General features: G+C 38.2%; 14 protein-coding genes. 4 read left to right on the top strand and 10 right to left on the bottom strand.

The annotated features are described in order from the left end of the window. Nucleotides 1-24 precede the first annotated feature (24 nt). The 6 genes from ABWU87_RS04055 to ABWU87_RS04030 form a co-directional block, all read right to left on the bottom strand. Nucleotides 25-1,839 (bottom strand): DUF6057 family protein, encoded by a 1,815-nt coding sequence (locus ABWU87_RS04055; RefSeq protein ID WP_353333513.1) that lies wholly within the window; start codon nt 1,837-1,839, stop codon nt 25-27. Between the two features lie 3 nt (nt 1,840-1,842). After that, nucleotides 1,843-3,855, bottom strand: a complete 2,013-nt coding sequence (locus ABWU87_RS04050; protein ID WP_353333512.1) for an alpha amylase C-terminal domain-containing protein — start codon at nt 3,853-3,855, stop codon at nt 1,843-1,845. A 25-nt stretch (nt 3,856-3,880) separates the two neighbouring features. After that, nucleotides 3,881-4,327: a YhcH/YjgK/YiaL family protein gene (locus ABWU87_RS04045; RefSeq protein WP_353333510.1), complete on the bottom strand. Its 447-nt coding sequence runs from the start codon at nt 4,325-4,327 to the stop codon at nt 3,881-3,883. Nucleotides 4,328-4,354: 27 nt separating this feature from the next. After that, nucleotides 4,355-5,035 carry a DUF2461 domain-containing protein gene (locus ABWU87_RS04040; RefSeq protein WP_353333508.1) on the bottom strand — a complete coding sequence of 227 codons (681 nt, stop codon included), beginning with the start codon at nt 5,033-5,035 and terminating at the stop codon, nt 4,355-4,357. 93 nt (nt 5,036-5,128) lie between these two features. Continuing rightward, the gene (locus tag ABWU87_RS04035; RefSeq protein WP_353333507.1) at nt 5,129-5,917 is read right to left on the bottom strand and encodes an inositol monophosphatase family protein; all 789 of its coding nucleotides are present in this window, start codon (nt 5,915-5,917) and stop codon (nt 5,129-5,131) included. Between the two features lie 194 nt (nt 5,918-6,111). Then, nucleotides 6,112-7,491, bottom strand: coding sequence for a DUF3078 domain-containing protein (locus ABWU87_RS04030; protein WP_353333505.1), 1,380 nt, complete (start codon nt 7,489-7,491; stop codon nt 6,112-6,114). A gap of 190 nt (nt 7,492-7,681) precedes the next feature. Between ABWU87_RS04030 and ABWU87_RS04025 the strand changes: the two genes are divergently transcribed. The 3 genes from ABWU87_RS04025 (at nt 7,682) to ABWU87_RS04015 (ending at nt 14,367) form a co-directional block, all read left to right on the top strand. Beyond that, nucleotides 7,682-9,283 (top strand): CTP synthase, encoded by a 1,602-nt coding sequence (locus tag ABWU87_RS04025; protein ID WP_353333503.1) that lies wholly within the window; start codon nt 7,682-7,684, stop codon nt 9,281-9,283. 31 nt (nt 9,284-9,314) lie between these two features. Continuing rightward, nucleotides 9,315-11,168, top strand: a complete 1,854-nt coding sequence (gene yidC, locus ABWU87_RS04020) for a membrane protein insertase YidC (protein WP_353333501.1) — start codon at nt 9,315-9,317, stop codon at nt 11,166-11,168. Between the two features lie 1,135 nt (nt 11,169-12,303). Next, entirely contained in the window at nt 12,304-14,367 is a 2,064-nt protein-coding gene (locus ABWU87_RS04015) for a prolyl oligopeptidase family serine peptidase (protein ID WP_434533916.1), read from the top strand. A gap of 89 nt (nt 14,368-14,456) precedes the next feature. Here ABWU87_RS04015 and ABWU87_RS04010 read toward each other — a convergent pair whose 3' ends face one another. Next, nucleotides 14,457-17,777 (bottom strand): metallophosphoesterase, encoded by a 3,321-nt coding sequence (locus ABWU87_RS04010; RefSeq protein WP_353333497.1) that lies wholly within the window; start codon nt 17,775-17,777, stop codon nt 14,457-14,459. A gap of 275 nt (nt 17,778-18,052) precedes the next feature. On the opposite strand from ABWU87_RS04010, the gene ABWU87_RS04005 reads away from it, so the two are divergent. Beyond that, on the top strand, nt 18,053-19,180 hold the full coding sequence (locus ABWU87_RS04005; RefSeq protein WP_353333495.1) for a DUF6600 domain-containing protein: 1,128 nt from the start codon (nt 18,053-18,055) through the stop codon (nt 19,178-19,180). Nucleotides 19,181-19,427: 247 nt separating this feature from the next. On the opposite strand, the gene ABWU87_RS04000 is transcribed toward ABWU87_RS04005, so the two are convergent. The 3 genes from ABWU87_RS04000 to ABWU87_RS03990 all read right to left on the bottom strand — a co-directional run bounded on the left by ABWU87_RS04000 (nt 19,428) and on the right by ABWU87_RS03990 (nt 24,220). Next, nucleotides 19,428-20,303, bottom strand: coding sequence for a hypothetical protein (locus tag ABWU87_RS04000; RefSeq protein ID WP_353333493.1), 876 nt, complete (start codon nt 20,301-20,303; stop codon nt 19,428-19,430). 502 nt (nt 20,304-20,805) lie between these two features. Continuing rightward, nucleotides 20,806-22,194 carry a zinc ribbon domain-containing protein gene (locus ABWU87_RS03995; protein ID WP_353333491.1) on the bottom strand — a complete coding sequence of 463 codons (1,389 nt, stop codon included), beginning with the start codon at nt 22,192-22,194 and terminating at the stop codon, nt 20,806-20,808. 337 nt (nt 22,195-22,531) lie between these two features. Continuing rightward, on the bottom strand, nt 22,532-24,220 hold the full coding sequence (locus ABWU87_RS03990; protein WP_353333489.1) for a peptide MFS transporter: 1,689 nt from the start codon (nt 24,218-24,220) through the stop codon (nt 22,532-22,534). Between the last annotated feature and the right edge of the window lie 16 nt (nt 24,221-24,236).

Here is a 24,236-nt window from a genome sequence, read left to right as displayed (position 1 = left end):
TATTTTATATCAGTTGTGTGAGGTTTATTTATACATATAGTACCACCAGTATGTATCACCATAGCTCTTACGCATAATATTCTTCTCGGTTGTCGGATCTTTCTGCTCTTTCTTCAGCATCAAGAACGCTTCAAACTTTTGTTGAGTTGCCGGATTAACCACAAGCAAAGAATCATGGGTTAGGTACTTACATAAAGATACAGCTTCGGCATAATGCTTTGGAAGCAAATTCTTGTAATAATTATTATAGAGTTTCACTCCCCATGCAAACTTATCCAGTTTTTTATTCAGTAATGCCGAGAGTAAGTAATAATCATAGGCAACTCTGTTTTCAGGATTTTCACGATAGAATTTGCATACAAAATCGGTATAGTTTCCTTTGGTTGGAAATGGATAATACTTATTTGACAAACGTTTTTTAATATTTCCCAGAATCGGATCTTTATTTACCAACGAATTATCCAAACTGAATTTGTTTAGTTTACTGGCAAGATCGTTGTGAAACCATGTATTTTCAAGTATCCCAGCTGTTTGTTGAGTCACATTCCAATGTTCATTCACAGTAGCAATCAAAACATAATTCTTTAACACACGATAGCTGTCTGGTCGTTTCAGATAATCATTGTTAGCCCATTGCGTTGCAAGATGTCTGGCACCTAGATTAAAATAGATTACAGGACCGGTTGGATATACGCCACCGTCTTTGTTATAATCAAAAAATAGTCCATCCGTCTTATAATCTTGTACGTATTCAAACATCTCATCGCCAGCTCTTCCCGATAACTCAAGCGCAAAATTACGAAGTACAGTCATCTCTCTTGTTGGATGTTGGGCATCTTTCCCAATCTGCAAAGCTTTAGTAAAATCTCTTTTCTGAATAAAATGGTCGATTGCCATCTCATCCATAAAATCATCATTACCATTAGCCATGGTAACCGTAGCCAAACAGAAAAGTATCAGCCAGATAATATTTGTATAGGTCCATCTACTGTATGAATTAATTCGATTCCCGAACGGAATAAAACGTTGTTTAACAACAGCAAATATAAAAAAACACCATAACAGTACATGCGGCAATTTCTCTTCCCCTGTTTGCGTGGTAGGAATTACAGGGCGCATACCAAACATTATTTGCAGATCGGAACAATGAGAGTACAAAAGAAATCTTGCAACCAGATACGATACTATAAATAATGCGACACATAGCAGATAGGTAAACATCTTATTTTGATCTTTAACAGAAAACAGAGTTTCTAAAAAGATCAAAGTAATGAAACAAATAGCGATGCTTCCCGACATACCAAAAAACAATAAAGGAATCAACCAGCATAATGTGATGAAACGCTTATTTTGTTTCTCTATTTTAGAAAACAAAAAGTAGCTTATCATCAAAATAAACACTCCTAAAATATATGTGAATATCATCTCAATATGAGCCATCAAATAGAATGGACGACCAGCATTTGTTGCAATAACAAGCAGCAGGAAACAAGGTATGTAAGACAAGATGAAATACTTCCTGTTAAAATCAAAAGATTTATGAACAAGCCATTGAATCAGCTGCAAGAAGAGAGTGATTATAAATGCCCCTAGCCAAGGATTATTCAGAAACTGAACAAAGAAACCCGACAAGTACCGAAGTACTCCACCGGGTTGACTAATCTGAGCGTTAAAAAAAGATAAGCTAAAGATAAACAGCGAAAAATCTTCTGTCAAAGTAAGCAAAAACCTATAATTAACGGATAGATACACCATGCTGAATATCCAGAAGAAAAGGCCACTGACAATTGAGATTGTACGATTGGTTTTCTTATCAGCATGGGAATTATAATAATACATATTCTATTTTGTTTTACGTAAAACCATAGCCGAACGTGCTGGTATATAAAGCTTCAGCCATTCTTTATTTTCTTTCTTATAAAGTGGATCAAAATTAGTGAGATGTTCCATACTGTCGTCCGTCAATCCATTTCCTCCAAATTCTTTTGAATCAGTATTTAATACAACTTCATAAGAACCTGGTTCAACAAGGAATCCATAATCTGAAAACGACTTAACAGGATTAAAGTTAAATACAAAAACATGATCATTACGTTTATATGCTAGTATCTGATCACCATCATCATGCCAGATTTCCTCAATAGGTGTTGCTTGAAAATCTTTAATGCCATTTATTATTGCAATCATGGCAGCATCAAAATCAGCAAGATAATGATAAGTCAAATTCTTCTGGTCGACCAAATTCCACTGTCGACGAGCATATTTACACGACCAGCCATTCCCTTCTCGAGGGAAATCAATCCATTCGGGATGTCCGAATTCATTTCCCATAAAGTTAAGATATCCCCCATTAATCGTTGTAGCTGTTATAAGCCGAATCATCTTATGTAAGGCTATTCCTCTGTGAACTGTATAATTCTCATCTCCTTTCTGCATGTGCCAATACATATCGGCATCAATCAAACGGAAAATAATCGTTTTATCACCTACTAATGCCTGATCATGACTTTCTGCGTATGATACTGTTTTTTCATCCTGGCGACGGTTCGTAACTTCCCACAAAATAGACGACGGTTTCCAATCTTCATCAATCTTTTCTTTGATGGTTTTTATCCAATAGTCGGGTATATTCATCGCCATGCGATAATCAAAACCATACCCACCATCTTCCACTTTTACAGCCAGTCCAGGCATACCGGAAACTTCTTCGGCCACAGTTATTGCTCTAGAATTAACCTGGTGAATGAGTTTATTGGCTAAAGTAAGGTAACAAATAGCATTGTCATCCTGATGTCCATTATAGTAATCAGCATAATTCAAGAAAGCTTCTCCCAAGCCATGACTGTAGTACAGCATTGAAGTCACACCATCAAAGCGGAATCCATCAAACTTATACTCTTCTAACCAGTATTTACAGTTGGAAAGCAAAAAATGCAGTACCTCATTTTTCCCATAATCAAAACAGAGAGAATCCCACGCAGGATGTTCTCTTCTTTCGTTCTGATAAAAATATTGATACGGATCGCCGGCAAAATTACCCAGTCCTTCCATTTCATTCTTTACTGAATGGGAGTGGACAATATCCATTATTACTGCGATACCCAATCCATGTGCTGTATCAATCAACTGTTTCAGTTCCTCAGGCGTGCCAAATCGGGAAGAAACGGCAAAGAAGTTCGACACATGATATCCAAAACTCCCATAATAAGGATGTTCCTGAATGGCCATTATCTGAATGCAGTTGTATCCAGCCTTTGCAATCCTTGGAAGAGTTTTTTCTCTGAACTCATTGAAAGTTCCTACCTTCTCTTCCTGCTGCGCCATACCTATGTGGCATTCGTAAATTAACAACGGATCCGTCTTTGGAACAAACGGCTTTTTAGTAAACTGAAACGGTTCTTGTGGTTCCCATACCTGAGCAGAAAATATTCTGGTTGCATCATCTTGTACCACTCTTGTTGCCCAGGCAGGAATTCGCTCTCCACACCCTCCGTTCCAATAGACCTTTAATTTATATAGTTCACCGTGCTGAATAGCTTCCGCTGGTAATATTAATTCCCAATTGCCATTATCTATACGCTTCAGCGCAAAACTCTCTTGTTCTTGCCAATCATTAAATGTTCCTATTAAAAAGATTTTTGTAGCATTAGGCGCCCATTCACGAAAAGTCCACCTATCATTCGTTCTATGTAAACCAAAATAAAAATGACCAGTAGCAAAGTCAGAAAGAGTCATTCTTTTATTATCCGTTAATTCAACTTCCTTGTCCAACACATGTTGGTGGCGCCCAAGGATAGCATTTTTAAACGGTTCGAGCCAAGGGTCTTTTTTTATCAGATTCAGTGTATTACTCATAAAATCTCTTTTTACCTAATAGCTTTTATGCCAAGACTTTCACAACAACTTTTTTTAATCCTGATTCACTTATTCCCGGTGCATGACCATCTTGTGGAAAGAATACAGCAAACATTCCAGGTTCAACTGCAATGTAGCTTTGCGCAGCGCCTTCAAAAAAAGTAATATCTTTTTCACAATCATATACAGCATCAGCTGGCTGACAATCTTTTGCAGCTGTATATCCCATCACTTCTGTTCCAGACAAAGGCATTTGTATATCAATAAATTTATTATGAGTTTCCAGTTTTGCCTGTTCTTTATTTTTAGGATCTGTCTGTTGAATATTGATCACTAAATCAGCCCCTTTCAGCTCTGTTTTACCAACTTCCATCTCTATAAGATTATTAGATTTCAGAAATTCAATTGCCTGAGGAAACAAAGGGTTTAGAGAAGCATATTTATCAAGGTTTTCAATTTTATCGATAATCATTGTATTCTTAATTTATAGTTAAACATTTTATATTGTATCGTTATCTAAAACATCATCAATAGTGAAGTTTGTAAAATCAACAAATCTTTTCATCTGCTTGAACGCATCCGAAACATTATCCAGTAAATCTTTACTTAAAAAGAATTTGTCAGGAACCTGATAGGAACAAACAAACTCCTTGCACTTGAGATAATCTATATATTTAAAATCTTTTGGAAAACCTTTTGGGGCTGTTTTCAGAAAAGTTTCACCTATAACGGGAAAATACTTTTTAAATTCAGGATCTTCTACTATAGAAATATACTCTTCAATATTATAGTAGACTGACTGACGAAGAGCTTTCATAATTTTGGGAGGCGGACAGATACTTCCTCCTGCCAAAAGACAGTTCCCTGACTCAATATGAACATAGTATCCACAATGTTCGGATTTCTTGCCCCGGCCATTGATATATCCGCCAAAATGTGTTTTATATGGTGTTTTATCCGGAGAAAAGCGAGTATCCCTGTATATGCGGAAAGTACAGTCTTTTGCTTGTATTCCTTTTATCTCATCATCAAAGAGAGATATCCGTTCAATTATGTCTGTAAGCAACTTATCAAATTCAGCATGGGCTTTTAAATAATCTTCTTTGTGAGCATTAAACCATTCACGATTATTATTAACAGAAAGCTCCTTTAAAAATTGGAATATAAAAGGTACATTCATGTGTTTGCTTAATTTTAGTTTCTACAAACATACAAAATATTAATTGTTTTTATCCCAATAAACAAGGGCAAAATACGATATTGCGCTTAATTATTATTTCTTTGCAAGCATTGCAATCAACTGATAGTGTATTTTTCCGTTTGAAGCCAATACCTGTTCACCCGTATAGAAGTTATTACCACCAGTAAAATCAGTAACAATTCCTCCGGCTTGCATCAAAATTAAGGCTCCGGCCGCAATATCCCATGGACCAAGATGAGCTTCTATTCTTGCTTCGAACCGTCCGGCAGCAACATAACATAGTTCGGCAGCTGCAGCTCCTTGCAAACGCATTCCTCCTACATTTCCATAAAGTTCTTCTATTATATGATGTGCTGTCGGTTTATAATCTTCGAAACTGTATGGAAATCCCAAAGCAATGAATGCACGATCCATGACAGTTATCCCGGATACACTAATTTCACAACCATTCAGATATGCCTTACTTCCTTTCCATGACCAATAACATTCGTCCCGACACACTTCGTAAACTACACCGACCAGCAATTCTTTTTTATCTCTTAATGCAATACTAACACAATAAGGAGCATTATCGTGAATATAGTTTGTAGTTCCATCCAGCGGATCGACCAACCAGTAATATTCTTCTTCCCCGTGAAATCCGGACCCTTCTTCAGCAATAAAACCCGCTTCAGGAAGCAATTTCGAAAGAGCAGCCACAATACGACGTTCAGATTCCTTATCTACATATGATACATAGTCGTGCGATCTTTTTTCTTCTACTTTTTCTCGCTTAAAATGAATGCGTTCTTCCAGCAGGAAATGACCTGCTTCAATTGCAATCATTTTTACTTTTTCAGTGATTAATTCCAGATCTAACATAGTGTTATTTATTAGTTTCTATCAAATATAAGCATAATGCACGAAATTAAAATTAAAAATATGGTAAATACTATATTTATTTATACAAGAACGCACAATTGGGATTGCAATATAAAAGAAGAACTCCCTGTATATCAGTACAACATACAGGGAGTTTTTATGTTTTAAGGGATTATACTGCGATCCGGAATATTTTACCATGAATAATTTATGCCGAAGCTAAGTAGCTCTTTAAGTTGGAAATAACTTCCTCCTTTACGCGCTGCCCCATCATCGAATCTTCCATGAAAGAATAATTTGGTTGACAAATAACGGTTTAATACAAAATTAAACGTGTTTTCCCATTCCGCCTCTACTTTCTTATAACTGGTAAAATAATAAAGACGAGATTCCCAGGTTATAGATGGAATAAACGTCCATTTTAAATTTGACTGGAATTTAGAACCGATATCATGCAAGAACGACTCTCCCGACTTGAGCCCGAATTGAGTTTCATCAATATTCTTATCACCAACATATCTCATGCTATATGCTCCCGGAGAGATAAACACAGATAGATTAATATTCTTTTTATTTAGTTTATAGTCCATACCAATACTTAATATCAGATTTGCAGGGGCCATAAAGGCGGACACAGCATTCATTGTATTTGCCTTATAATTACGGAAAAACTGAGTATTAAACTCACCAGAAACTGTATAATACCAGTTCGATGCTGCTTTTACACCTAATTTACTTGAAAGGCGAAGAAGATCCGTGTTTATCTTGTACGGGCGAATTGTATCTGAACTCACTGTATTAAATCCGATTTTTGCTTCAAACGTATTATCAAACTGTATCTTTTGCCTGTCGTTATAGTTTGCATTTAACTGAAGGTTCATTAATACATTATTTGTACTTTCGCCTCCTTTATACCAATTCTTTGAAATATAGTTTTGCGTAAATTGCAATGATCCATTTCCGCTTTTGTACCAAAAGTTAGGTTTCTGTAATGTAACATGTACTTTCGTGACATTACCTCCCATTGGCTCAGGTTTAAATAAATCAATAACAGATGCTTTTGGCTTTAGCTTGTCGGTTTCTGTGACTTTATAAATTATCTGTTTAGTGATATTATCTTCCCAATTAACAATATAATCAGGATGATAAAGATATATTTTTAGGAGTGTTTTACCTACTAATTTATTCACTCTTTCTGTTTCCGTAAAAGGAGAATAATCAATTGGAAACAATTTATCCAGGGGATATCCAGGTGTTTTGTATTCAAACGATTTCCATTTCGGAGTAAAGGCTTGTTTAATAGGGAAATAATAATACGCCAATGGAACAAATAACCTGTAATATTTGGCATTGGGTTCAATATATCTTTCCCGAAGAGTATCATTATTCAATGAATCCAATACTCCCAAGTGTCGACGGTATAAAACTGTTAAAGAATCACTATACTTTTTCAGGAATGATGATTGTAGAGTGTCCTGACTATGCTTCACTATAGAAAGCTCCTGATTTCTCTTCTGTGCGGACACAGTTAACGTAAAAAACAGTAATACGAATAATGTAATCTCTCTTTTCATATTTGTATTAAAAAAGCTAATGAAATACAAAGCTACAACTAAATGTTTAATTCCCCCAAAGATTTTCAAAATAATGTTTTTTATTATAATTTTCATCTCAAAACTGGAAGACTTCTCCTTTTTTTTGTAATTTTGCATTTTTTAAAAGGTCTATAAAGCCGAAAATTAATTATATTAAAATAGTATTGTCGTGGGAGAAACAAAGTACATCTTCGTCACAGGAGGAGTTGCCTCTTCATTAGGTAAAGGAATTATTGCATCATCGATTGGTAAGTTACTTCAAGCAAGAGGATATAAGGTGACAATCCAAAAATTCGATCCTTATATCAATATTGATTCAGGAACACTTAACCCGTACGAACATGGAGAATGTTATGTCACTGTTGACGGTCATGAAGCTGACCTTGATTTAGGGCATTACGAACGTATTCTGGGTATTCAGACAACCAAAGCCAATAACATCACAACCGGACGCATCTATAAAAGCGTAATTGATAAAGAGCGCCGTGGTGATTATCTGGGCAAAACAATTCAGGTAATACCTCATATTACCGACGAAATTAAACGGAACATCAAATTCCTTGGTAACAAATACAAATACGATTTTGTTATTACAGAGATCGGAGGAACTGTAGGTGATATTGAATCTCTTCCGTTTATTGAAAGTATGCGTCAACTTCGTTGGGAACTAGGAAACTCAGCACTTTGCGTGCATTTAACTTATGTTCCTTTCTTAGCTGCCGCCAAGGAATTAAAAACAAAGCCTACTCAACACTCTGTTAAGCAATTACAAGAGTTGGGAGTTCAGCCGGATATTTTAGTACTGCGCAGCGAGCATAACTTAAGTGATAGTCTAAGAAAGAAAGTTGCACTATTCTGTAATGTAGAAGATAGAGCAGTGGTTCAGTCTATTGACGTGCCAACCATTTATGAGGTGCCACTTAAAATGCAGGAACAAAAACTTGATGAAACCATTCTCAGCAAGATGGGACTTCCAATTGGTGATAAGCCAAATATGGATTCTTGGAAAGAGTTCCTTGCCAGAAGAGCCAAAGCTACCGAAGTGGTTAGAATTGGATTGGTTGGCAAATATGTTGAATTGCAGGATGCATATAAATCAATTCTGGAATCTCTTTCTCAGGCAGCCACATACAACGATCGCAAGCTGAAGATTGAATATATTCAGAGTGAAAAACTTACTGATGCAAATATTGCTGAAAAACTTGCAAATGTTGACGGTGTAGTTATCTGTCCGGGATTTGGTCCAAGAGGTGTTGAAGGAAAATTTGTTGCGGCTAAATATACCCGTGAAAATAATATTCCGACATTTGGTATCTGTCTGGGTATGCAAAGTATCGCAATTGAATTTGCTAGAAACGTACTTGGATATACCGATGCAAACTCCGTAGAAATGGACGAGAATACGACTCATAACGTGATTGATATCATGGAAGAACAAAAAGCAATCACAAATATGGGTGGAACTATGCGTCTGGGTGCATTTGAATGTGTTCTGGATAAGAGTTCAAAAACTTACGAAGCATACAAGAAAGAGCATATCCAGGAACGCCACCGTCACCGTTATGAGTTTAACAATGACTACAAAGCAGAATTTGAAGAAGCCGGAATGAAATGCGTGGGTATTAATCCGGAATCAGACCTGGTAGAAATTGTGGAAATCCCAACACACCGTTGGTACATTGGTACACAGTTCCATCCGGAATACAGCAGCACAGTGCTTCATCCGCACCCGCTGTTTGTATCATTCATTAAAGCCGCTATAAACAAATAAGACTTTAAATAATAACGTTTAATTTACAATTATGGATAAAAACACCATAGTGGGATTCGTTTTGATAGTTGCCTTGCTGATAGGATTCACCTTTCTGACAAGACCAAATCAAGAACAACAAATTGCTCAGAAACGCTATCAGGATTCCATTGAAGCCTTAGCCACCAAAGAGGCAGCAAAGAAAGCTGAAGCAGCCGCTGCATTAGAGAATGAAACTGAAAAACAGTCGGCCGATTCAACAGCCACCTTCTTTCAGGCGACTAAAGGAAATGAAAGTTTTACAACTATCGAAAACGATTTGGTAAAACTGACTTTCTCAAACAAAGGAGGACGTGTTTATTCAGCCATGCTGAAGAAGTATAACGGACAAGATAAAAAACCGTTAGTTCTTTTCGATAAAGATGACGTTAAAATGAACTTCTGCTTCTATAACAAGAAGGAAGTTATTGAAACAGAGAACTATTATTTCCAGACGGTAAACAAGACCGACACTTCACTTACCATGCGTCTGGCAGCTAACGAAAGTAGCTATATTGATTTCACATATACTATACACAAAGGCAACTACATGGTTGACTTCACAGTTAAGGCTACCGGTATGGCCGATAAGCTTTCGCCTAGTGTAAACTACATGGATATCGTATGGAACCAAAAACTGCGTCAGGCCGAAAGAGCCTTTAAAAATGAAAACCGCTACGCTTATCTGATGTATAAGTTGGATGGTGCAGAGACAGAACATCTTTCTGAAATGAAAGAAGACAAAAGCTCTGTAACAGGCAGACTGAAATGGGTTGGTTACAAAACCCAATACTTCTCGTCTGTATTTATCGCCGATCAGAACTTTGAGAAAAGCGAGTTGAAATCAAAGCTGGAAACTGAAGGCAGCGGATATCTGAAAGATTATGCATCAAACATGACTACTTTCTTTGATTCGAAAGGTACTCAGGCTACTAAAATGCATTTCTATTTCGGTCCGAACCACTACAAGACACTTAAAGCCTTCGATGCCGGCAAAAGCGATCGTGACAAACTGGAACTTGACCAGCTGGTTCCGCTGGGATGGTCATTCCTTCGTTGGATTAACAAAGTGTTTACCATCAATGTATTCGACTGGCTTACAAGCTTAGGACTCAGCATGGGTATGGTTCTGCTGTTCATGACCATTATCGTGAAAATCGTAATCTTCTACTTCACTTACAAATCTTATATGTCGTCTGCCAGAATGAGAGTTCTGAAACCGCAGATAGATATTATTAGCAGTAAGTATCCGAAGAAGGAGGATGCAATGAAAAAACAACAGGAAACAATGGCTCTTTATGGCAAATATGGTGTTAGCCCGATGAGTGGTTGCTTGCCTATGTTGCTCCAAATGCCTATTGTTATCGCACTCTTCATGTTTGTACCTAGTGCAATCGAATTGCGTCAGCAAAGTTTCCTTTGGGCCGATGACCTTTCAACATACGATGCCTTTATCCAATGGAATACTCATATTCCGTTTATTGGTAATCACATCAGTTTGTTCTGTTTGTTGATGTCGCTGGCAAACATTCTGAATACGAAGTTCACCATGGCTCAGCAGGACACCGGACAGCAACAGATGCCGGGTATGAAAGCCATGATGTATGTTATGCCGGTTATGTTCATCTTCATCCTGAACGATTATGCAGCTGGTCTTAACTATTACTACCTTGTATCAACACTAATCAGCATCTTCATAATGATTGGATTGAAGAAGTTCACCGATGAAGAAAAGTTGCTGGCTGTGCTAGAGGCTAACAAAAAGAATCCGAAAAAGAAAGCCGGATTGATGGGTAAGCTAGCTCAGATGCAGGAAGAGCAGGAACGTTTGTATAACGAAAGAACGAAAAAAGCAAAACGAAAATAATTCGTAATTGAATGCTAATATGTAACAAGGGCGGGGATAGATTCTATCTCCGCTTTTTTTATGCACAATTTATTTGCATTCACAATTATATTCATTACTAACTAATTTATATTCTCTTGCCCGATTAATAGAAGTCGATGGATTGAAAACAGCGCATCTATTCTGTTTAATCATTGCTTCGCGTTTATATAAAAGCATGTCTGCGAGCGGAACTTTTCGCACTCCCTAAAAATCTGTCACCATGTTTTTTTAATCTAACGCCATGTTTTGCCCATTCTCCTGCCTTGTTTTTCCAATCTTACCTTACGTTTTATTATTGCGAAGCATTAAGTTATGACCTCTGCTGGGATCAGGGTTGCTGTTTGCAGGGGTATTACCAGAACTGATTGGTGCATTCTTGACTCGGGTTTTGACATTGTCGTTATAAGCCCCGCATTATTACCGCAACTGGCTGGAACTATTCTACTCATTCCTAAATCAACCAGATGTTATATGCGTGCATTGAACTCCTTTAGCAATAGCATTCCTATTCAACAAGTCATTTTCTGGGCATGCAATAGTAGAGGAACAATATGTAAATGAATCTACCTCCAATTCTATGTTACATCTATTTACCAGAATACATTATATTTTACAGACAATAACCAAACCTTCAAATAGCTAATTATAATTACTTTGGGCTTTCTTTGAATGCATATAAATTTATTCACCTTATTATTTCGCTATAATCAGACTACATTCTGTATGTTATATTTATTTCTAACAAAAAACAGCCTAAAATTCATATACAGTATAGTACTTAATTTCAAGCACATACCACTTTTTAACTATCATTTCCGAACGCTGCAAGAAAAATTCCGCCTTGCTTTCTGTCCTACTATTTAATTTTTAGAGTTAGTTGCTTGATAATATGTCACGGGGGATTTTATCTCGCCCCTATATATACAAAAATATGGCATAGTTGCCCGCGCTTTTATTTCATAAAATATTTTAGCGTATTTCTTCCCTAGGTACTTTTACAGGCAACCCGATATTTATCTTTAAAAAAGGAGAAGAAATAACCTCAGAATGATTAATTTCGCATTAAGAAAAATAAACTTTAAATAAACATATGGGAAAATTAAAATTAGCAATGATGTCAGCAGCACTTATGCTTGCCGGATCTGCTACCATTGAAGCGGCAGTAGAAGGTAACGAGCCTCTGATCGGGAAATCCGATATAGTAATTAAAGGTGGACGTATGACTCCCGAAGCACTATGGGCAATGGGACGAATCGGGGGTTTCAACGTATCGCCCGACGGCAAGAAGATTGTCTATACGGTAGCCTACTACAGCGTTTCTCAGAACAAAAGCAACAGAGAAGTATTTGTAATGAACGCCGACGGAACGGAAAACAAACAAATAACCCGAACCTCTTTCAATGAGAATGAAGCCGTTTGGTTTAAAGGCGGAACGAAGATTGCATTTCTCTCCACAGAAAGCGGAAGCAGCCAGCTATGGGAGATGAATCCTGATGGTAGCGAACGGAAACAACTGTCCAGCTTCGATAAGGATATCGAAGGCTTCTCGTTTTCACCCGATGGTAAAAAAGTACTTTTCATCTCGCAGGTCAAGTATGGCACTACAACGGCCGACAAATACCCGGACCTTCCTAAAGCAAGCGGGTTAGTTGTAGAAGACCTGATGTACAAGCACTGGGATGAATGGGTAACTACCGTTCCTCACCCATTCGTGGCAGATTTCGATGGTTCGTCCCTCGGTAACATAACCGATATCATGGCCGGAGAGCCTTACGAATCGCCAATGAAACCTTTCGGAGGCATTGAACAACTAGCATGGGACACAAAAGGAGAAAATATAGCTTATACTTCTCGTAAGAAGACTGGTATAGCGTATGCTCTTTCCACCAACTCGGATATTTACATCTACAATCTGGCAAGCAAACAGACCAAAAACATAACCGAAGGAATGATGGGATATGACACTAATCCACAATATTCTCCTGATGGTAAATACATTGCATGGCAAAGCAGGGAACATGACGGCTATGAAAGTGATCAGAACTGTCTATTCGTTATGAATCTGGCTACCGGTGAAAAGAAGTTTGTAAGTAAGGCCTTCGAATCGGATGTAGATGGCTTTATCTGGAACAGCGATAGCAAGAATTTATTCTTCACCGGCGTATGGCACGCCACAGCACAAATTTACAAAGTTGATAGCGAAGGCAAAAAACTGCAAAAACTGACTGATGGTGTACACGATTATGCCGCTATTAAACTAAATGGCAAACAATTGATTGCTACCCGTCATTCCATGAGCATGGGCGATGAAATTTACGCCGTTTCCATGAAGGGCGAAGCCAAACAGCTTACCTTTGAAAACAAGCACATCTACGATCAGATAGAGATGGGAAAAGTGGAAGAACGCTGGATTAAAACTACCGATGGCAAAGATATGTTAACCTGGATTATCTATCCTCCTAAGTTTGATCCTAACAAGAAGTACCCTACCCTGCTCTATTGCGAAGGTGGTCCGCAATCACCGGTAAGTCAATTCTGGTCATACCGCTGGAACTTCCAGATGATGGCAACCAACGACTATGTTGTTGTTGCTCCCAACCGTCGCGGCTTGCCGGGATTTGGCAATAAATGGAACGAGGAGATCAGCGGTGATTACGGTGGTCAATGCATGAAAGACTATTTCTCGGCTATCGATGAGATGGCCAAAGAACCGTTTGTTAATGCAGATAAACTGGGATGCGTTGGTGCCAGCTTCGGAGGATTTTCCGTTTACTGGTTGGCCGGACATCATAACAAACGCTTCAAGGCATTCATTGCTCACGATGGTATTTTCAACATGGAACAGCAATACCTGGAAACAGAAGAGATGTGGTTTGCCAACTGGGATATGGGTGGTGCTTACTGGGACAAGAGCAATGCCACTGCACAACGCACCTTTGCCAACTCTCCACATAAGTTTGTAGACAAGTGGGACACACCTATTCTCTGCATTCACGGAGAAAAGGATTACAGAATCCTGGCTTCGCAGGGAATGTCCGCATTCAATGCAGCCAAACTCAGAGGGGTTCCCGCACAGCTGCTTATCTATCCGGACGAAAACCACTGGGTGCTTAAACCACAGAACGGCATACTTTGGCAAAGAACCTTTGCAGCATGGCTTGATAAATGGTTGAAATAGAAAGTCAAATCAAATTATATTTTAGAAAGAAGGCTGAACCCGTAATGGATTCAGCCTTCTTATTTAGTACACTATACTTTTATTCCTCTTTATTTCTTTATTACTTTTATTGTTTTAGTCTGTCCATCCTTTTCAACACGGAAAAAGTATACACCAGGTAACAACTGTTTTAAAGGAATGATTTCATCAGCACCTGTTATTTTTTGAATATGTACTACCGCGCCTGCTACATCCATTACTCGTAATGTGCAGTTTTCAGCGCCTGTAATGTGCAACATCTGCTCAAACGGATTCGGATATATATTCAAATTCGGTACAAAAAGGTCTTCAATACCTGTTGCCTTGTCAAATTCGACCGTTACTGTTGCGGCTGCTGACAGATCAGAAAGTGTATAGGAAACACTGTCTATTCCGTTTACAACCGTATCATTAAGTTTCCATTCTTTTACCTTGAATCCATTGCTCGGAATTGCTTTGAATACTATATTCTTGCCTTCGGTTATTTGTTTGCCGCTGGTTATCTCAGTACCATCCACAGTGGCGGTTAGTGTACCGTTCTCATTCACAGTATTGAATGTTACCGCATACTCGCTTAAAGGTGATGCATATAAAGTAAAGCATTCATTGGCTACTACATTATTACTAGCGTCTCTGGATGTAACTGTCATTTTTTTGCCGTCTACCTCACAATTGATCCATCTACCGCTTTGGCCGGTGCTGGTCATATCTCCAAGTTGGAAATAGAGAGTACCGCCAATTACCGGATTGAAGGTGCGCTTATCAGTAGCAGGAACTAAATAGTTGCCATTATAAACCTGTACACGCTCGAAAGTATGACCGTGTCCGCATAACATCAACTGCACGTTATATTTATCCAATACAGGTGCCAATATAGACTGTGATCCAGGAGTAGATTCATAGGGAAATAACGGATAGTGCATTGTCACAATCTTCCAGGTTTTGTCGGTCTTGCTTAGGATATCTTCCAACCATTTTGCCTGTTCTGTTAAAATAGCATTTACTGATGCGCCGCCTTTATGAGCCCAATCCAGAGAAATAACAAGCATGTTGCCGTACTCCGTCGCATAAGTGCCTGTACCCACTAATTGAGCGTCGTAATTGGCTGACGGCACAACTCTATGATGCCCATTAACAAATTTACTATTATCTGCATCGGCGTTGCCCATATATTCATGGTTTCCGTAAGCGGATATCATGTCGATGCCTGCGAAACCCTTACACTGATTGAACATATATCCGTAGTACGAATAGTAATCATAACGGTCGTCGGAATCAACTATATCCCCAACGTTAAGGTTGAATAATGGCTTCACAGGCATTGCCTCTATACTCTTAGCAGCTGCTATAAAACGATTCATCCCCTCATTTGACGCTGCTTGTAAATCGCCGAATGCACTAAACGAGAATTTTTTAGTATCCGTTGTTGTCGTAAATTCCATAGTGGGCGACCAGGTTATTCCGTCGCCTACCTGATAGAGATAGGTTGTACCAGGTTCTAGGTTATTAACAGTCACTGAGTTGCCTTTGGCTACACCGTTGCTTACCAATGCATTGTATTCGAGTATTTTCGTTGTGCCGGTATATTCCTTGAAACTGCCCTCTCCTTCAGACTGTTTCGCCAGCTTCATAATGGCAGGTTCGGCCGATTGGATAGGATTGGTCACCCAAGTTATGGTTTTTGAAGTTTTCGGATCAAGCGTTGTACCGGATCTGACATAGGAAGGAACGTTTGTCAGAAGCGGATTCAGCGTCCGTATTAATTTTGTGTAGGTGAATTGGCCGTCTTTTTCTGCATATATATTAACATCTTGCGCTGTATTCGTAAAATTCATACCCGACGCAACACCGTCTGCACCGGTTACAGCAGAGGCGACTACCTCTGTCATGGCAGCGTTGAGAGCATATACCGTAGCCCCTGACAGCAGACCTCCGTTAAGGTCGGTTACCAATACTTCTCCGGGTATCCCTACAATGCGTTTGTTAACAGTAAAATCATAAGTTGCTGATACATTTCTTGTAAAAGCTTTAAATAAAGTAAACAACGATAATGCATTGTCAGCATAGACAGCCTTTGCAGAAACTGGGGAACATCTAAGCACGTCAGTAGGATTGCTATTTTTTGAGATGTTTACTTTGATCGTCGCAAGCGTTTCCACTGCATCAGTAGTAATATCATTTTTCAAACTTATCGTCAAATATCCGTTTCTGGGGTTAAAATTATAACTACTACCTGCCTGAGCCGAGCTGGCAAACGTTACACCATTTACTGCATCGACAGAGCCAATATTATTCAGTTCCAGAACAAGTTCCAACTCCTTTACATCTTTTGAGTTATTGGTGTTGATTTTGATTTCAAACGGGTTACCGACTTGCGCTTGGGCGGCAGATGCAGCAGTTACAGCGGTACTCTTTCCATCTGAAGCCTCTACGGTAAATGTTCCTGTCTTTGTTGTAATATGTCCAAAATTATCTTCCACATGTACCACCACATTGTGCGTTCCATTTGACAGGTTCATGCCTTTGAGTGAAACAGTGTTGGTTTCCTGATTTACAGTAAAACCAGCATCACCCGTTTTAAAAACATACCCATCTACAGTCATGTGTATACTGTTGTAGTTAATTCCACTTGAAGGAGTGCTTGTGTCATTAAATTCAGCAGACAGGTCAATTTGACTTGTTGTAAATGCCCCGGTTAAGTTAGTTCCGTTCCCTGTTAAGCTGATTATTGCTGGTGGGATCAAGTCTTCGCTAAAAGACTGATTCGTAACGCGAATATTATCAACAATTATGTAACCATTCGCAAAATAATTTGCATATCCTTTAAGCGTTAATAACCTGATTCCATCTGGATGAAACTCATGCCCGGCCGGCAAATTGCACTGCACATATCTCCATCCGGTCCAGTTGATAGCACTCGATAAATCAGTAGGAGTTGTGCCCGAAGTAGCGCCTATAGGTCTCGTCGCGATCCTAAACCACATACCCTGCACTCCTGGTGTGGCGTAAACCCACATACCGAGTTTTTTACCACCTGAGGCGTTACCGGGTATTTGAAGTGCAGCACCCGATGTACCCGGACTGATTTGAGCAGTGAGCGTTTGATTCACTTGAGCATCAGTAAAGTCAATATTAACTTTTAACGCATAGTTGCCAAAACGTACAAGATCTCCATTTGCAGCGTTCATTAATTCAAAGCTCATCTTTTCTCCTCGAGCGCCAGGACGAGGAGTCCATCTTGATGTACTTCCGTTTTCAAAATCATCGAGCATGACGACGTTTGGGTCAACTCCGGTACCTGCCGATTGCGCCTTTGCCGTTATCAAATTTAACATGCAAAGTAGTAACGTAAAAAACAGTGTTGCCATCCAGGCAAATCTTCGTGTTCTCATTTTGCGAATAATTTTAAGGTTATAAACTTAAATAAAATCAATAACATCAAAAATAGTATTATTTTATTAAACATTCATTAATTTGATTAAATTATTCGATATAATTACTAATCAATCAATTATAAAACCCTCTCTATTCTTTAATAAGAGGTATTTCTAATGTATTTTACAGATTACTAATCATATTTATGACAATCGTCCAACTTTAGCAAAACCATTATTTCGCCTATATTGTTATTTATATGATGTTTAAATTAATCAAATTAATAGTTGCCATGAAAAAACAGATTCAAATCTTCATTCTGATGTTAGTATTGACTACTTCATGTGCTTCATTTTATACTGAAACATCAGATCAGCAAACAAATGTTAGTTTTCAGGTCTTCTACGACCAGCTGAGCCCTTATGGCCAATGGGTTGACTATTCAAACTATGGATATATCTGGATTCCTTATGCAAGAGAAAACTTTGCTCCGTATTCAACCAACGGTTATTGGGCTCTGACACAATATGGCTGGGCGTGGATATCCGATTATAACTGGGGTTGGGCTACATTTCACTATGGTAGATGGGGATTTGATGATGCATTAGGTTGGTTCTGGATACCAGGATATGATTGGGGACCTGCTTGGGTAAACTGGATTCAGGCAGATGGTTATTATGGATGGGAACCGATGGGGCCGGGAGTTGGTATTAACTTTGTATTTGACAGAAGATATGATAGATATCACGATCATTGGTGCTTTGTGAGAGAAAGAGATTTCGGAAGAAGGAATATTTCCCGATATTATGTGAATCGTTCCGACCATGAAAGGATAATTGGAAACTCCAGAATCATAGACCGAACTTATACTGACAAAAAACGGCGTACAACTTATGTTTATGGGCCTGACAGAGAGTCCGTTCAAAGAGTGACAGGAACCAGAATAAGCCCATTTAATATTAAAGAAACCAATAAGCCCGGGCAGGAAATCAGGAAGAGGGATTTACAGATATACAGACCTCGGATTAACAGGAACAGCGATACAAGAGACGTTGTTCCATCACGTGTAATTAAACAAGATGATGTAAAACGACGTATTCCAGGAAGAGATATTCCAAATAAGGAAGTTACTCCTATCAACAAACCAATAGTAAAACCTGAAAATAGAGAAATGCCTCCAAATAGAATAAATGAACAACCGATTCAACGTCGTGATATAAATAAACCTTCCAGGACTCCCGAATCAACCCCACCTGAAAGGAATAAGTCTGAAAGACAACGAGACATAATAAATACCCGACCTACGCAAAACCAGAATGTCAGTCCAGATAGAAACAGCACTCGTGAAAGACCTCAAAAAGCCACCGAACGACAGGAAAAGAGTAAGCCAGAAAGAAGTGCTAACCCAAAAAGAGAATAGGTTTGCTATCGGTTGGAAGTAATTATCCTCGGAATATATGACAATGTAATCTTTTGTTTGGTCGTTAAATAAACAAAAGGAATACTTTATTTGGCATAAACTCATCAGGCGTGTATTATCAGCCTTGTAGCATAAAAAAACTGTGTTATGTAGTAAATTCACTTAAAAACTCATTGGGCAGGGATGATCTTTTCTTGTACCGATCATTCCCCGCCCGATGAGCATAAATTATTTATCTTTATCTATCCTACTTATCATCAAACAGATATTTTCCACCTTTTTTTATCAAATCTCTTCCCTCTCGGAAAATTTTACTTTCATAGTGCGGTGAATTCCCTTTCGGATTATCATTGTATTTTGCGTTATTCAATTTATCTTTCTTGTAGATCCTCACTTCACGAATTATCCAAAGCAAATCAACCCACAATTTATGGTTACGATCTAAATATTCCTTGAGTGGTTCACATTTCACGATATCATCTATTCTGCTGCCAAATTGTTTGTAAAACTGTTCAATATCAATAATCCTTTTTTGAATCATGAATTTTGCCTGTTCAATAGTACGCAAATAACAGAATAGTTCAATCTGTTTGGTTTTCTCATCTTTAGTAGATGGTATTTCGATAAAGTCATACTCTCCAAATTGCAAATCACGATGAATTTCAAGGTTTATTCTGTTCTCATCCAACATTTTTCTGAGTTCAGTAACTGCCTTAATCCCTTTTAAATTATTTCTTTTACGGAATTCGTTCAGAAATCTGGATAGGTTATAACTTCCAATAAATAATGCTGCAGTAGAAAATAACATAAGTGTCAATTTTCCATAACCCGCCTCTTTTCCGAACCAAAAGAAAATGTTCTTTATTAATGCATGAGTAGCGTACGTGCTGCCAAACTTAACTGCAATCAATAACCCCAGTTGAAATATAATGAGAAAAAACAACATCAGGTTGATGAACCATATCAAATCCTTGAATGGATCTAAATTTTGTATCTTCCTGCGAATTGTTTTCGGAAAAAAGTAATAGTTATTGATGAAGAATTCACGTATCTCCTTTTGGATGAATTTTAAGAAACCTATAAAAGCAATGACAACTATAATTCCCAAAATGACATAAAACATACCTTATATCGTATTTTCTCTGTTGTACCACCACAGAGAGTTATCAATAAAACGTAAGGACAAATGGTTGAATAGATATTTCATCGGTAATACCGTGGAAATAATTACAACTTTACGTTTTTGCAATTCTGTTACAAAGATAACTAATCCACATTTATACATTGTCATTCATCAGCCATATTGTTTTAAAAAGATGATAATTGTAACTGGTTTACATTGTTGCTTTAATTTTAGTTATTATAAACGTGCGATTGAATACTCAGCGAACAGAAAGAAATATGATAGTGTAATGATTGATGAAATAAGAATTAGCATCATTTAAAAGATACGTTTAACCTACAAAGAGGCTATCTATGTCTAATAAGCAAAATTAAATCTCTAAGAATTGGAAATTTCACAATGGCCTCAGATAGTAACTCAAAGAAATGGCACAAAAAAGGCTGTTCCTTGAACAGCCCCATAACCCGTCTTATCAAAAGGCGGTTATACAATGTGTTAATTGCTAATTCTGTTTTTTAGATGTTATCGATACGATTTTCTTATTTGAGTTTACAACTGCATTTACAGCCATGGCAGTTGTAGTTCCTGTAGTTGCATCATCCTGACCATAGTTGACATCGATTGTAAACGAAACATTATAATTTTCGTTTTCGTCTTTGGTAACTTTGAAATCATCGTCATTGATTTTGATGTTTAATTCACGATTGTCCTTGCTGTGCATTTTCTTCAAGTTTGAGAGAATATCACCTTTCTTTGCATTGGCAAGGCCATAGTACTGACGTGTAACCGGCTCGAAGAATTCTAGTAATGCGTCGTCATCTTTATCAACAACAGCAGTGTAATAATTGGAAAAATAACTCTTCATAACTTCAATATCTTCTTCACTCGGTGCCATACTGGCAATTTTATTCTGTGCAGAAAGAGCTTCGCTTGAATAAAATCCTTGTGGGTGAGCTGACAAGTACGAAGCGTAGGCTTCAGACGTATTTATCCGAGATGCCTTTATCCAATCCAGCGAATCGATGCTGCTATTAGCCTGAGCCAGGTATTGTCCCTGAGGGAATTTTGATTTGTATTCTTCAAACTTTGCCACATCACCCGATTGTTTTATGTTCTCCCAGTAATCTGTGTCTGCTTGTTTCAACTGCATAAGCATTTTCTCTGCTTCGAAAGCATGTTCGCCACCAGGATAATCTTCCATATAACGTTGCAAACTGGTAACAGTTGCCGAGTCTTTTGCCACTGACCATGCTTCCTCTTCATTTGACTTCAAATTGTAATTATAGGCACTAAATGCAATTCCTGATATAGCTGCCACAACTAATACAACTACAATAGTTGTAATTTTGATACGCCTCCTTGATTTGGCTCTGTTTATTTCATCAGCCATAATTTTCAGCTCATTACTATGTGGAGCATAACGCAGTGCGGAGTGTACTTCAGACAAAGCCTCCGTATATTTCTTTTGCTGGAGCAATTCGCTTGCCTTGTCTAAAGAACTATTGCAAAGGCCGTAAATAATTGCAGTCTTAAGCTTCAGATATTCTTCATTATAAGGTGTGACAGATAGGACTGCGTTTATCTTTTCGAAAGCCGGAATGTATTGTTTGTTTTCAAATAACTTTTCAACTTCAACAAGAGTTATTCCTGATTTCGGCTCATCTTTCTTTTTATCGTATAAATTTAAGGTAACAGTATCTTCATTCTCTACATTGTTTTCATCCTTTAACGGGAAAGCACATTTGGGGCATGAAGTCAGATCAGCAAAAACGTATTCTCCGCACTCGGGACATTTTATAATGTTACCGGATATTGCAATACCACAATGAGGACATGCAGCAGCTTTGTCTGAAACCGATTCACCACATTCGGGACATTTGATTAAGGCCATATTTATAGACTTATTATTGTATTTTAAATTATTTCCTGCTACAAATTTATAGATATATTTTATATAATCGAGAAGTGCATATAAAAATTAACTAACAAAAAGATTTTCTTTGCATTAAATCCTGTTTCTACATTTATTGATAGTACAAGAAAAGATTACAAACTGGCAATTACGGTTCAAGATGAGAAAAGATAAACAATCAAACAGGAATTGTTAGTTCAGGAATTAAATATTTAAATCAGCCTTCGGGATAGATTTGAAAATAAAAATAAGAGGATAAATCACCAATAATGATTCACCCTCTTATTATATTTAAATCAATTTTATAAGTCTCTGCCTACTTGGCTACAGCTTCCAGCTTCTTCATGATAGAGAAAATGAAGAGACCTGACAACACGCAAAGCACTACCAGAATTCCCCAAAGCATCCACAACTGCAAGCCCCACAACATACCAATAATTGATACACAGTAGTTACCAACCGCAGTTGCAGCCAACCAACCACCTTGCATCAACCCTTTATATTTTGGAGGAGCAACACGCGAAACGAAACTCAATCCCATTGGGCTGAGGAACAATTCGGCAATGGTCAAGGTGAAGTAGGTGCTAATCAATAAGTTGGTAGAAACCAAAGTATCGCTTACGCCGCCGGTTCCAGCAATAGCATCAGGAGTAGGTAATCCGAATGAACCTGCCGACATTATAATAAAACCCATAGCGGCGATAAACATACCGATTCCGATCTTACGAGGAGCCGAGGGTTCTTTACCTTTGCTGTTTAGCATAGCGAACAAACCTACCGCAACCGGAGTAAGAATGATGATGAAGAAAGGATTGAACTGCTGGAAGATTTCAGGAGTGATATTAATTACTTCGGGCATGCCTGTATAATAAGCATATGCACCAGCGACTCCTATCACAAAAGCAATACTGCTTGCAATCTTTGCACCCATTTTCTTTGCCTGAGCAAAACCCAAGATACCATAGAAAGCGATGATCATCATCACCATAGTTGGCAATCCGAATCCGATACGACTAAGACCGGTAACGGCACTCTGAGTATAATCACGGGCAAACCAGGTCAGTGTCAAACCATTCTGGTGGAAAGCCATCCAGAAGAAGATTACAACTGCAAATACCAAGCACAAGGCAACAATACGTTGTTTAGTTTCAGCAGGAGAAAGTTCCTCAACCTGAGAAGCGTTTCCTGAAGCTTTATCAGCTTTTGCCTGTTCTCGTGCAGTAACATCAGCACTCTTGTAATACTTGCGAAAAGCAAGGAAAATAAACAGGGAGAACATCAAAGAAATACAAGCTACAGCAAAACCATAGTTATATCCTTCGGACAGTTTTTGTATATAATTAGCTCCAAATGCTGCAAGATCGGCACTAGCGCCTGCATGTTGTGCTTCTGCAAGCTTCTTGAAACCTTCCAACCCTTCCGGAGTAATAGTACCATTAGCAAATTGATGCGCCAAGGCAGGAATCTTAGCCTCGTAGAACAGACCTGCTTTTTTCAGGAAGAAGTTATAAACCGCACCTGCTGCCGATGGAGCAAAGAATGCACCGATATTGATACACATATAGAAAATACTGAAAGCCATATCGCGCTTGGAGTTGTATTTTGGATCGTCGTACAGATTACCAACCAACGCCTGCAAGTTACCTTTGAAACAGCCAGTACCAATGGCAATCAGTCCCAGGGCACCAAACATCATTACTTTAGCTACAGTGTCAACTCCGGTAGGAATGGCCAGCAGTAAGTAGCCGGCAAACATGATAAGTACTCCGAGAATAATTGTTTTTCCATATCCCAGGAAACGGTCGGCTAAAACACCTCCAAACAAGGGGAGGAAATAAACCAAAGCCAAGAAACTGGAAAAAATAACACTGGATGCATCTTTATCAAAACCGAATTTAGCCTGGATAAAGAGCACAAAAATAGCTAGCATGGTGTAATAACCAAACCGCTCACCCATGTTTGCAAGGGCAAGAACAAATAAACCTTTGGGATGTCCTTTTAACATAATAATTTATTTAATT

Source organism: Bacteroides sedimenti, from assembly GCF_040365225.1.
Taxonomy (GTDB): Bacteria; Bacteroidota; Bacteroidia; order Bacteroidales; family Bacteroidaceae; genus Bacteroides; species Bacteroides sedimenti.
The sequence above is the reverse complement of the archived record's forward strand: the minus strand, read 5'-3'. Positions and strand labels throughout refer to the sequence as shown.